The sequence below is a fragment of the Acetivibrio mesophilus genome (genome assembly GCF_004102745.1).
In the GTDB taxonomy this organism is placed as follows: domain Bacteria; phylum Bacillota; class Clostridia; order Acetivibrionales; family Acetivibrionaceae; genus Hungateiclostridium; species Hungateiclostridium mesophilum.
Window position 1 is genome coordinate 146,601 of record NZ_RLII01000003.1, and the last position, 14,080, is coordinate 160,680.

At 41.0% G+C, this 14,080-nt stretch carries 5 protein-coding genes; 3 read left to right on the forward strand and 2 right to left on the reverse strand.

From position 1 onward, the window contains the following. Window positions 1-47: 47 nt before the first annotated feature. Genes clpA through EFD62_RS04375 form a run of 3 tightly spaced genes read left to right on the forward strand, consistent with a single transcriptional unit; the run spans window position 48 to window position 4,193 of the window. Complete coding sequence (clpA, locus tag EFD62_RS04365) at window positions 48-2,363, forward strand: ATP-dependent Clp protease ATP-binding subunit ClpA (RefSeq protein ID WP_083225083.1); 2,316 nt, start codon at window positions 48-50, stop codon at window positions 2,361-2,363. A gap of 6 nt (window positions 2,364-2,369) precedes the next feature. After that, the gene (gene aat / locus EFD62_RS04370; protein ID WP_069193337.1) at window positions 2,370-3,065 is read left to right on the forward strand and encodes a leucyl/phenylalanyl-tRNA--protein transferase; all 696 of its coding nucleotides are present in this window, start codon (window positions 2,370-2,372) and stop codon (window positions 3,063-3,065) included. Window positions 3,066-3,095: 30 nt separating this feature from the next. Next, window positions 3,096-4,193 carry a DUF3810 domain-containing protein gene (locus EFD62_RS04375; protein ID WP_069193336.1) on the forward strand — a complete coding sequence of 366 codons (1,098 nt, stop codon included), beginning with the start codon at window positions 3,096-3,098 and terminating at the stop codon, window positions 4,191-4,193. A gap of 106 nt (window positions 4,194-4,299) precedes the next feature. On the opposite strand, the gene EFD62_RS04380 is transcribed toward EFD62_RS04375, so the two are convergent. Both EFD62_RS04380 and EFD62_RS04385 read right to left on the reverse strand, forming a co-directional pair. Next, window positions 4,300-5,178 carry a DUF7847 domain-containing protein gene (locus EFD62_RS04380; protein WP_069193335.1) on the reverse strand — a complete coding sequence of 293 codons (879 nt, stop codon included), beginning with the start codon at window positions 5,176-5,178 and terminating at the stop codon, window positions 4,300-4,302. A 98-nt stretch (window positions 5,179-5,276) separates the two neighbouring features. Next, window positions 5,277-14,039 (reverse strand): GH36-type glycosyl hydrolase domain-containing protein, encoded by an 8,763-nt coding sequence (locus EFD62_RS04385; protein WP_128705795.1) that lies wholly within the window; start codon window positions 14,037-14,039, stop codon window positions 5,277-5,279. Between the last annotated feature and the right edge of the window lie 41 nt (window positions 14,040-14,080).

A 14,080-nucleotide genomic window follows, 5' to 3' on the forward strand; every position in this document is an offset into this window, starting at 1 on the left:
ATAAACCAAAAATGACTTTCTTTATCTGTAAAAGGGATGGTGACACCATGATGAGATTGGATGATGTAGCTAATAAAATTTTAATTGCAGCATATAATGAGGCAAAACATCAAAAACACGAATATTTTACTCCGGAGCATATACTTTATGCTTCTCTGTTTTTTGATGAGGGAAAGGATATAATAGAAAACTGTGGCGGAAAAATTGAAGATCTCAAGAATGATCTTATGGATTTTTTCCGCAGCAATATGACAATTGTTGAAAACCATGAGCCTATAGAATCCCTTGGTGTCAACAGTGTTATGCAAGCTACTGCCTATCAGTGCATTTCTTCCGGCAAGGAATATATATATATTGGTGATATTATAGTGGCCCTCTATGGAGAAAAAGAGTCTTTTGCCAGCTATATACTCCAAAAGAACGGCATTAAGAGAATTGATGTCCTAAAATATATTTCCCATGGAGTATCCCTCGTTCCCAAAAACACGGACACATCCTTAAAATCCTTTGAACCCGAAGCATATCTCGAGGGTTTCCAGTATGAGGACGAGGAAGAGTATGATTTTGAATATGAGGATGAGGACGAGGAGATGAATTCCTCAAAAAGTGATTTTCTGCATCACTTTACTATCGAGCTTACTGAAAAAGCAAAAAAGGGTAAAATAGATCCCCTTATTGGCAGGGAAGATATCCTTGAACGCACGATTCAAGTTTTATCCCGAAGACTTAAAAACAATCCCATTCATGTCGGAGACCCCGGAGTCGGGAAAACTGCTATTACCGAGGGTTTGGCGAGAATGATTGTGGAAGATAAAGTTCCCAAAACCTTAAGAGGTAGTAAAATATATTACCTTGATATGGGAAGCATGTTGGCAGGCACCAAATATCGCGGTGACTTTGAAGAGCGCATTAAAAAGGTACTCAATGAAATTCAAAACCAGCCAAAAGCAATTGTATATATAGATGAAATTCATACAATAGTAGGAGCGGGTGCTGTATCTGACGGTGCCATGGATGCATCAAACATCATTAAGCCCTTTCTTACCCAGGGCACATTGAGGTTTATAGGATCAACAACCTATGAAGAATATAAAAAGTACTTTGAGAAGGATAGAGCTCTGTCCAGAAGATTCCAAAAAATTGATGTCACGGAGCCGTCTGTTGAAGACACGTTTAAGATACTCAATGGACTTAAGGACAGATATGAGGAGTATCACAAGGTAAAATATACTGAAAGTTCCCTGCGCCTTGCTGCTGAACTGTCGGCAAAATACATTCAAGACCGGCATCTACCTGATAAGGCAATAGATGTAATTGATGAAACAGGAGCCTATGCGCGTCTTCATTCCAAGAATGAAGATAAGGTAATTTCCATTAAAAATAAGGATATAGAGCGTACAGTGTCTTCAATTGCAAAAATACCTATACAGAGTGTATCTCGCGACGAAATTTCCAAACTGAAGGATCTTGATGCCAAACTAAAATCCACAATATTTGGTCAGGATAGTGCAATTGAGACTGTTGTACGGGCAATAAAGAGGTCTAGGGCTGGCTTTAATGAAAATGAGAAGCCTGTTGCCTCCCTCCTCTTCGTAGGACCTACAGGGGTTGGTAAGACGGAGCTTACAAAGCAGTTATCCTCGATTCTAGACATTCCCCTTTTAAGGTTTGATATGAGTGAGTATCAGGAAAAGCATACTGTTTCAAGGCTTATAGGTGCTCCCCCCGGATATGTGGGATATGAGGAAGGCGGACTTTTGACCGATGCAATCAGAAAATCTCCGCACTGCGTACTGCTTCTCGATGAAATCGAAAAGGCGCACCCTGATATTTTCAATGTACTGCTTCAAATAATGGACTATGCAGTCCTTACAGATAACAACGGAAAGAAAGCAGATTTTAGAAATGTAATACTTATAATGACCTCCAATGCCGGTGCACGGGAGGTCGGAAAAACATTGATAGGCTTTGACAGCAGAAATATCGACAGAACTGCTATAACAAAGGAAGTTGAGCGAATATTTTCACCGGAGTTTCGAAACAGACTTGATGAAATTGTGGTATTCAACCATATCAATGAGGATATGGCATTGCTTATAACCAAAAAAGCCATAAACCAATTCAAAGAAAAGCTAAAAGCAAAAAATATCAAGCTCCAGGTAACAGCAAAGTGCTATAAATGGATTGCTCAAAAGGGCCTGTCTTCGGTTTATGGTGCCCGTGAAATATTAAGGTTTGTTCAGGACAAAATAAAAACATACTTTGTTGATGAGGTTCTCTTTGGAGAGCTTTCCAAAGGCGGCACTGCAGTAATTGATGTTGTGGACGGAGAAATTAAAATAAGAAATAAACCTCAAGGGTGATGATTTATGCCTGTTTTCAGACTTTCAAAGGAATTGATTTTTCCCCATCCATCACTGGCCAATGAAGATGGGATATTAGCAGTAGGAGGAGACCTGTCTTGCGAGCGTCTTCTCCTTGCATATCGCAATGGAATATTTCCCTGGTTTACAGAAGATGACCCTATATTGTGGTGGTCGCCAGACCCTAGATGTGTCCTTTTCCCAAAAGACATAAAAATATCAAAATCCATGAAGAAATTTCTAAGAAAGCAGCTTTATGAGGTTACCTTCGACACGTGCTTTAAAGATGTAATAACCATGTGTGCAGAACTAAGAAGGGACAATACATGGATCACTTCGGACATTATTGATAGTTATTGCAAACTACACAATCTTGGATTTGCTCACTCCATTGAGACTTGGCATGAGGGAGCCCTTGTAGGAGGACTCTACGGTGTCTCTCTGGGAAAATGCTTTTTTGGTGAGTCCATGTTCTCGGTTATGGAAAATGCCTCAAAAACTGCACTTATCACCCTCTCCCAAAAGCTTGAAGAAAAAGATTTCCTTTTGATTGACTGCCAAGTTCATTCAAAACATCTTGAATCTTTGGGTGCGGTAAATATTGATCGCGACAAATTCTTAAAATACCTAGAAAGAGGGCTCGCTCATAAGACGCTGAGAGGAAATTGGGAGGTCTTTAATCTCGACATTGATTCTCAATAATTAAATTCATTCTAAAGGCTGGTAGAATATATGAATATACCGAAAATCAATAAAAAACTGTTTTTTATCCTTTTGATACCCATAGCATATTTAATGCAATTTCTTTCATCTAGGGCTCCCTACCTTGCAGAAAGAATTTACTCAAGGGGCGCCTACAGGCTAATTGCAAAACTGCTCAACCTTATTTCAGGTTATATACCGGTATCCATTGCAGAAATACTGGTAATTCTATCTGTTTTATTTGCGCTGTTTTATATAATAAAAACAGTTATCAAAATGGTAAAATCTCGCTCAGAAGCTCTTAAAATCTTAGGCAGTTCTCTCGTCAATGCCCTTACCGCCGTAAGCCTAATATATTTTTCCTTTATGCTGCTATGGGGAATTAACTATCAGAGGCTCCCCTTTTCCCAAATTGCCAATTATGACACAAGTCCTGCCTCTATCGATGAATTGCTCGAGGTATGCGAGAATTTAACGGAACGCGCAAACGAGCTTAGAAAATATGTGAAGGAAGACGACAACGGGGTTATGAAGCTCTCAACCAATATTAACGAAACATTAAAAAGGGCATATATGGGTTATGAAACCGCTTCTAAAGTTTATCCGGAGCTGTCCCACAATTATGGAAGGCCGAAGGGGGTAATCATGTCTGAAGTAATGTCCTATCTTGGTATCGGAGGAGTTTATTTTCCTTTTACCGGAGAGGCAAATATAAACATATCTCTCCCTTCTACATCGATTCCTTTTACAACCTGCCACGAAATGGCTCACCAAATAGGTTTTGCCAGAGAAGATGAGGCAAACTTTATAGCATATATTGCCTGCAGGAACCATCCCTCACCGGATTTTCAGTATTCCGGCACTTTATCGGCTCTGATAAATGCCACCAATGCACTATACCGATACAATCAGGATGAATACTTTAAATTGAGAAATAGCTTCAGTGAGGGAATAATCCGTGATCTTACTGCATCAAACAGCTACTGGGAAAAATACGAGACTCCCGTACAGGATTTCTCGTCCTCGGTAAACAACACCTACCTTAAGGCCAATATGCAGGAGGATGGTGTAAGAAGCTATGGAAGAATGGTGGATCTTCTTATCGCGGAATACAGAAGTCAGCAATAATAGTAATGTAACTAACCCGCTTTAGCCTCTTTCATTTCACTCCAAAAGTCCAAAAAATGCTTAACCGAGATTCGTACCGGTTAAGCACTTTTTGCATTCAGTGAATTTAAATATACTCCTCGGTCAACCCTATTTCATCTTCATCCTCTACATTACGGGTCTTATCCCTGTATACTGTCATATAGAACACTAGCGTAATAAAGCTTCCTAACGCCGCAGGTATGCTTATTAATACATACCCTACATATGGTAACATACCCGCAAATACTCCAAGCGTCCCCGTTATGACTGAACTTGCTATTGAAATAAGAATGGTAACTCCAATAGTTTGCCATAAATATGACTTTCCAATCTCAATAGACTTTTTAAATGCCGAAATAACATTCATGTTGTCAACCACCATGGCCGGGAACCAGTAAGAAAGAATACATTTTATACCGTACATTACTAATCCAAGCACTATTCCAACTATTACGGTAAGTACAATTCCCAAACCAAAAGCTGCGCCTCCAACCCCTTTGAGCGCAAAGGTCAAAAATACAAATAAACATAGAATAAGCGCAAAAACAAGCACCAAAATCACATCAACAAAGAAATTGAATATGGTATAAATAATGTACTTCGGCAAATTTTTCCCCATCTGAGGGAAGAAATCGCCAATACCGGCATTATCCGTCTCCAATCCCTTGTTGATCATTCCATAAGTTGCAGGGGCCACAAACAAGTTCAAAACAAAAGATACAATATTGGCAATAGCCGTAAGTACAAGCATGGGCCGCATAACTTCCAGCATCATGGTTAGTGCCAGCATAGTATCTATCTCCTGTGCTGCAATGCTTGCACTCAATTCATTAATAGCCTGTGTCATCTCTGCATCACTTACGCTTCCGCTAATAATAACAGGTATGGCCGTAGCAATAATCAAAGGCACCGCCAGTACAAAATACTTACCTAAAAACTTGAATATCCTCTCCAAATAGTTCATATGGACCTCCTTTTCATAAGAATAATAAAATATGGAAATATCAAATATTCAATATTTAAATTATAAATTAGTTTTCTTTGATTGTCCATCTAAAAACTCTACAACTTGCCCATATAAACCTCAATATTATGCTCTTCTTTGTCATTAACAAGCTGTATTTTTTTATTCTCAAGCTCTTTTCCATCAACAATAACCTTTATAACTCCAGTATTTACTCTTTCCGGATTTTTTACTTCTATCAAATAATCAGTATCGTAATAGCTATATTTTATCTTAAAACCACTCCAATTACCGGGTATGCACGGGTCTATCTCAAGGTTTTCTCCCCTCTTTCTAAATCCTAAAATGTATTCAAAACCTACCCGATAGATCCATCCTGCCGAACCTGTATACCAGGTCCATCCTCCCCTGCCTGTATGGGGTGGAACCGAATAGACATCTGCAGCCATTACATAAGGCTCAACCTTATACCGGGAGTATTCAATATGGGTTCTTGAGTGATTTATTGGATTTAGCAGGTCAAAAAGCTCCACCGCTTTGTCTCCGTCTCCCATCTTTGCAAAGGCCATAACAACCCAGGCAGCAGCATGAGTATATTGTCCTCCGTTTTCACGAACCCCAGGAACATAACTCTTTATATATCCCGGCTCCAGCTCCCCCTCATCAAAGGGAGGTGTAAGAAGCTTTATAAGCCCTTCATCCCGTTTTACCAGATAGTTTTCAAGGGCGTCCATGGCCTCAATAATCCTGTCTTTGTCTCCTCCTTCGGATATTACTGCCCAAGACTGAGCCAAAGAGTCAATCTGACATTCGCTGTTTTGTATGGAGCCTAAAGGCAATCCATTGTCAAAATATGCCCTCCTGTACCAATTTCCATCCCAAGCATTTTTCTCAATATTCTCAACAATTTTGTCTGCTGTATCCAGATACCTTTTAGCAAGATCATGATCTCCCATTCTCTCACACAGCGGAGCAAAGCTTTTGAGTATGGAGTACAGGAACCAACCGAGCCATACACTTTCACCCTTGCCCTTATTGCCCACCGTATTCATTCCGTCATTCCAATCACCGGAGCCAATTAACGGTATTCCGTGTTCTCCAAACTTAAGGGATCTGTTGATGGCTCTAATACAGTGGTCATACAAGGTCGATACCGTCTGCGATACCCTTGGTACACGATAAGCCTCATCCTCAAATTCCTTGAGGGGTTCGTCTTCCAAAAACGGCGTCTTTTCATGAAGCACATCATAGTCTCCTGTGACCCTTATATACTCAACCGCAGCATAGGGCATCCACAAAAGATCATCGGAAAACCTTGTTCTGGTTCCTTTGTACTTTTCTTCATGCCACCAGTGCTGCACATCCCCCTCTAAAAATTGGTGCTTCGAGTGGAGGAGCATTTGATTTCTGGCAGCTTCCGGCCATATATGAGTTAATGACATACTATCCTGAAGCTGATCTCTAAAGCCATAGGCTCCTCCTGACTGGTAAAATCCAGATCTGGTCCAGAGTCTGCTGGAAATAACCTGGTACACCAACCATCCGTTTAGCAGTATGTCCATTGCCGGATTCTGAGTTTGGAACTGCAGTGCCCCAAGCTTCACCTTCCAGAATTCCTTCACTTTTTTTAAGGCTTTTTTGGCCTCATCTATCTTCTTGTATTTTGCTGAAAGTAGCTTCGCTTCCTTCTCATCCCTGCCTGCACCAAGAAGAAAGACTATCTCTTTTTCCTCATCAGGCTTGAGGCTCACATTCACACTTATGGCCGCACAAGAATCAAAGCCTGCTCCGGTTGTTCCGGAAAGAGATGTACGTCTTATCCCTTCAGGATTTGCAATACCTCCTGCCCCAAAGAATTCTTTTCTATCGCAGGTTATTGAGCCGGCCTTCAATGATGTATCAATGAAGGCTACTCTACCGGGGAACTCATCATTATAGTTGTTTCTTATCAAAATCATATCATTATCAGTCTGCGTATTTATCTGCATAGCAGTAAACTGGTCGCTGACTCCAAGGACGGGCCTAATATAATATGTCAGGCTCAGCTCCCTCTTTTCCTTCGATTGGTTCTTGAGCTTTAAAACGCTAATTTTTACCGAATCATCAACCGGAACAAACTGTATCATTTCCTGCTCAATTCCATGACTTGCATGATTAAAGACCGTATAGCCAAAACCATGCCTTATCATATATGGTTCCTTTTCCCTTATAGGTAATGGCGTTACGGACCATATATCTCCTGTGTGGTCATCGAGGATATACAGTATTTCTCCCGGTGTGTCGCTTACCGGGTCATTTGACCATGGTGTGAGCTTGTTCTCACGGCTGTTTTCAAACCATGTATAACCCGAACCGGACTCTGTTACAATAAACCCAAAACTCGGATTGGAAATTACATTTATCCACGGCAGAGGAGTATTCTGTCCATTTTCCAAGAAAATAACATACTCCTTGCCATCCTTGCTAAACCCTCCAAGACCATTGTAGAAGCTTAGATCCAAATCCTTTTTGAGCATAGAATCATAGTTGACAGATGTTCTGTCAAATTGCCTAAACTCCGCCAAGGCAACGTTTTTTATACCCTTCATCTGTTCCCTCAGATCCCCGGCATCCCCCTTTAGTACTATCCGCGAAACAGCGCAGATCAAATCCATGTCCTCCGGCGGCATATTGCTCTTCTTAAGAACAAACACGCCTCCCGGCTTGTTTACCAGGTCATGGGCATGGCTTTCGGCCAATATATCCATCAATAGACTATTTAACGGATTGGTGTAGCTGTTTTCCTCTTCATTCAGTATTACCAGATCCACCGCCAACTTCTTTAAACGCCAATACTCATGAGCCCTCAGTATCTCCCTTACTATATCTATGTCATCGGATTTGTCCAATACCACAAGTATAATCGGTATATCTCCAGAAATACCATAAGGCCATAGAGCCGACTGCCCTTTTTTGTTGTTCATTACACATTCCCGCTTGTTCCTTTGCTGCGGGCCGATAAATAATATATGGGAAATCATCTCCTGATACAGCTCAATCTCTTCTGTATCAAGATTTAAATACCTAGCTTCCACACGGCTCTTTGTAATAGCCATACTGAACTCGTCCTTTATCACCTGCGGGCTTTTGAACTTCGCCGCTAGCTCCATCACTGCTTCACGGCTATCAGCCACTGCAGTCGCATAGGATACTTTCACTGACTTTCCAGGTTCTATCCTAACCATCTGTCGGAAGCTTATTACCGGATCCAGTACCGGGCCTACAGAGTTGGTAAGCGGCTTGTGAGGTTCTAAAGCTACCGGCTCCGACACATTTCTGCCTCTTCCGATAAACTGCATTCTGTCGGTTTCATACTGCAAACCTCCTACCCCTTCTCCTTCCAAAACCATAGTATTCATTACCCATACCGACTTTTCCTTTTCCGATCTTGGCCTTCTGCTGGCAATCAGGCAGTTATGTTCCGGTAAGAATTCCGTCCTTATAAATAGATTTCCAAAGGCCGGATGGGCAATATCGGCACTGTGGGGTGATAAAACCAGCTCGAAATAACTGGTTATCTCCATCACACAGCTCTCCGAACCGTGATTGGTCAGGGTAACACTTCTAATTTCAGCATTTTCACTGGCACAGACAATTATCTCCGTCAGAGTGTCTATATTTCCGTCCTTCCTAATATATCTGGCTTTTCCCGAAGTAAACTCAACCTTGTACTCATCGGGTTTCTTTTGTCCTGGTGCAAAGGCAGATGACCACACCTCATTGTTCTCTACATCTCTTATATAAAAGAACATCCCATAATTGTCCAAGGTTACATCTTCTCTCCACCGGGTTACATCCAATCCCTTCCATCTGCTATAACCCGTACCTCTGTCCGTAAGCATAACCGAGTAGTTGCCATTTGACAGTATGTGGGCTTTTGGAAGCAGAGGGTCAGGAATACTATACTCTCTCAAGGAATCCCTCTCATCATATACCACATCCTTAAATGGAAGTATCTTCTCCTTATTTTCCTTGGTAAATACTATATTCGATGGAACCTTTTCCATAAGAAGAAGTTTTGCAGCATCAACTACAGGGTCAGCATGGAATCGTTTTTGCATTACATTGTCGTTAAAATAGTTATTAAGGGCTAATATACTCATACCTTGGTGGTGAGCCATATAGCTCTTTACAATACCCTTTTTCTGACCTAAAGGAATCCTGTCGGGAGTATAATCGATCGCTTCATACAGGCCGTAATGCCCATCTGCTCCCTCGTTAATCAGTCTCTTTAAATTATCCATCGCTTCTCTCGGGACTAGAGGCAAAACCAGCATCGTGGCATAGGGTGATATTACCATATCCTCAACAAGTCCTCTCTTAAGCCCCAGCCATGGTACCCCAAAGGCCTTGTACTGGTAATCCAAATTTATATCAAAGGAATAGAAGCCTGACTCGGATATTCCCCAGGGCAGGTTTCTCTGATCTCCATACTTCTTCTGGCTCCTCACTACAAAGGAATAGGTTTCGTCAAGCAAAGTATTTTTGTTGCTCTTCATAATTAACAGGGGCATAAAGTATTCAAACATAGTACCGCTCCATGAAACCATTCCCTTATATCGGTCTATCTGAGTAAGTGTTCTTCCCAGCTTAAACCAATGCTGCTGATCCACCTCTCCTCTTGCAATGGCAATGTAGCTGGTCTGTCTTGCTTCAGAAGCCAGCAAATCATAATATGAGTTGGTAAGGGCATTTTCTTCAATATTATATCCAATGGAAAACAGCTGCTTCTTTTTGTCATATAAAGGCACAAATTCTGTCTCATCTGCAACTTTGCTTATCCTGTTTATTAAATCCACATACCTATCTACCAGTTTGTCCGCATTTTCAACTGCCCCTTCTAAGACCTCCTTAAGTCTATTAAGTCCGTCTATACTCTGCTTTTTTCCATCTTTAAGCATTTTTTTGAGCTTTTCAATCTCTTTTATTACTTCCCTGTATACTGTCGGCATAGCCTTAAGGGAAAAGCCGGAATTCAGCTTGCTAATTATGCCTTCAAAGGCCTCCTTAATCTTAACCTCGCCTTTTTCAAACTCTTCGGATAATTCCCTAACCAGGTCGCACCACGGCATATAGGTGTACAGCTCAATTTTTAGCATCTCTATCATGCCATCAACCTTTGACTTCCATACATCCTTAGTATCCTTAATTTTATCCCCGTTTTCCAAAAGCTTCGACAGAGCTTTCAGCATTTGCGGAATACTAACATAACTTTTATCCTCTGAACTTACAATACACTCTTCAAGGCATGAAGTATCCTTATAAGGGTTGTCGCTTTCTTTGGCAATCAGACTTGCCGTATCCCTTATCCCATTAATAAATGAGCTGTCCACAAGGGGTCTATTCAGATACTCTGTCAAACCCTCCTTAAGAGTTATGAGATAGCAAACGAAGTTTCCGCTGTCAACAGTAGAAATATATCTTGGTCGTAAGCTTTCCAGCGTCCTGGTATCGTACCAGTTATAAAGATGGCCATTCCATTTTTCCATCTTTTCAATAGTACTCATGGTTCTAGAAACTATATCACAAAGCTCCAAAGTACCTATATAACCCAAATCCCTTGCTGTCAAGGCCGCAAGCATGCCCAATCCAATATTCGTAGGAGAGGTCCTATAGGCTATACCGTTTGGCGGGTCTTCCTGATAGTTATCCGGTGCAAGATAGTTATTTCTTCTGTTTACAAACTCCTCATAATATCTCCATGTCTTTCTTGCAATACGCCTTAGCTCCAGCGTCTCCTTGTCGCTCAAAGGCTCTATTTTGCAAACCGTCTCCTTGCTTACCCAATAAGCTATAAAGGGCGATAAAACCCATACAGCAATCAAAAGAACGGCTGCTGCCAGGCCAAAACCAGGCTTAAACACAAAAGCCAGAGCAACAATAATTAAAGCCTGCAACACTGCTGCCTTCATTTTTATTATATAGCCCTTAAGCGAATTCTTAAGTCCCCTTTCGGCATCCAGCGCAGTTACCCACTCAAGCATATTCCTTTTGGTAAATAAAATCCTACCAAGGCTCAATGCAGCAGCATTCACCATAAGCCATGCATTATACGGCAGAAAAACAAACTGCAGTGTCAATTGAAAGAAGGAAGCCTTCAGCCCGCATATAACAGGCTTGTATTTCTTGGAGGCAATAGCTCCAAAAGGCTTTGATACAATATAGTCTATACTTCCCGTTATCAATGGAAAATATATGGTTACAAGGGCAATTCCCAGCCAAAAAAGCGGGTTGCCCGGTAAAACGCTAAATCCCAGTGCAATAAGCAGCATTAATGAAGGTGCCACCAAGCTCCTTCGAAGATTATCTAATATTTTCCACTTTGAAATTAACGATAGAGGATTTTTAATAATATTTCCCCTTCTGTCTTTAGTTCTGCTGCGAAGCCATGGCAAAAGCTGCCAATCCCCTCTAACCCAACGGTGAAGCCTCATGGCATATGAGTTTAGTTTTGAGGGATAACCATCAATAAACTCAAGATCTGTCGCAAGTCCCACCCTGACATAAGAACCCTCAAGCAAATCATGGCTAAGTACAGTATTATCAGGTATGGCATCTTTCAAAAGCTTTTGGAAAATCTCAAGGTCATATATTCCTTTACCAGTGAAAATACCCTCGCCAAAAAGATCCTGATAGACATCCGAAATGGCGCTGGCATAAGGATCTATTCCTTCCTCACCGGCAAATATTCTGGAAAACAACGATTTATTAACGCTTTCTATATCAAAACCTATTCTTGGCTGCAAAAGCCCATAGCCATCGGTTACTATTCCCCTTTTCTCATCAATCACGGGCTTGTGCAAAGGATGCGCCATAGTACCTATCAGCTTCTTAGCTGTGCCTAAAGGCAGTATGGTATCTGCATCTAGAGTAATAACATACTTTACCTTAGGAAGCTTTGACATATCATGGGACATGATTGAGTAGCTCGTAGATTTTGAACCTAAGAGGACCTCATTAAACTCAAGGAGGGCACCTCTTTTTCTTTCCCAGCCCATCCATTTATTTTGCTTTTCATTAAACTGTCTGTGTCTATGGAAAAAATAAAATATATCCGGAGTATCCTTTTCACCGTCTTCATTTTTTCCGCTATACTTTTCATTAAGCTCCGTAATTCGACTTAGCGCAGCCTCAACTATCTTTTTATCACCGGCCATTTCTTTATTGGGAGCATCCTTGTAATCACCGGCAATGGAAAAATACAAATTTTTCTCTCGGTTAGCCAGATAATACACCTCGAGGTTGTCAATCAGCTCCCTCGCCCTGTTCTCATCCGAAAGCAAAGCAGGGATAACAACCATTGCAGCATACTCTTCAGGTATTCCCTCTTGAAGATCAAGCTTTGGCAGCAACGAGGGTTTTATAGCTCGGCTCAGCACCCAGTTTACAATATTGACTGCTATGTCTGTTGCGGGAATAAACAGTGCCAGACCTGCAATAATTGCCATAGCAGCACCGTAATTTACAGCATTGTAAAAGGAGTGCTTCATCCCATATACCGACATTAAAAGGGTAATAAGAGCTATAAAACCAAAATACAAAAATGCAGGATGTTCTTTTATCCTTTCAACGACTCCCTTGATGAAGTTCTTTTCATACCCTATTTCCTTCTCCAGTTCACAAGTGCCTTTTCCAATAAGATAGTATCCTACATGGGTCAAACGTTTATCGACCGCTTCTCCTTCCGTAGCGTTCCGCGCAAGTTCGACAGCCTTTTTGGCAACATGAGACTCAGAAACATTGTGTTCTAAGGCCAGTTCCTCCACCCTGTTTCTGTAGTAATTTCTGGAGTCAAAATCCATCAAGGAGTAAGAACCGTCAGGGTCCGCCCTCAGAATCTCCTCTATTTTACTGAGTTGTTCAAAAATATCCACCCAATTGGCAGTTGAAATAAACTTCAGGCTCACTATGCAATTACCTATAGAGGCTTTGCTTGCCGTCTGTTCGTTATGCTCCTTGTGAGTAATGGCATCAACGGTGGTACCGGTTTCACTCAGCCTTTCATCTATATAACGCAGAACATGGGTATAGGCTCTGCCCATCTTTCTGAATTTGTACGCAAGATACTCGATAAATGCCGAATTTACCTCGTATTTTCCTTTTAGCTCGTTATCTATAGCAGTTATCAGTTCATAGGTATTCTCAATATTTTCATCAAAATTTTTGAGTATTTCTTCTACTTTGCGTCTTTGCTGCTGAGCCTTCGCAATTTTCCCGCAGATATATCTTGTGTTTTCTATAAGCACAAGCTTGATCATAATCGGAAAAGCCCATAATTCCCTTCCGGTGAGCACATTATTGGATTGATATGCGTTTATGTAGTTGATCAGCACTTTTTCATCAATCCTGCCGTCGGTATGGGAAACCAGTTCAAGAGCAATGGAGTATATCCTTGCATAGCCTTTTAGGTGTCCGCTGCTCAGCACAGGAAGCTTTGCATAGAACTCCTTCGTAAGATCCCTTCTTACACTTTTTACCTGTTCTTCGATTATATAGAAATTATCCAAAAGCCATTCTGCAGCAGGTGTAGTGCCGATACCCTTCTGTACATCTTCATTCATTTCTTTATATACAGACATTATATACCTGTAATTATCATTCAGCCTGGGTATTGGCCAAAAACACATACTCTTTTTCCCGGATACGGAATGCTCAATCGCTATTTCCTTTGCATAGGCTTGCAGCTCATCAAAGGTCAAAGACGCATCCCTCACTTTTATTTGTTGCTGTCCATCCTTACATTTTGAAATCAATAGCAAAAACAAGCACAATACTATAGCTGATAAAGCTAAAACAAATAAAATGTGTAGTTGCATTTGCATCTATCAACTCCTGTTTTTATATTTTGAAGCTTATTATTCTG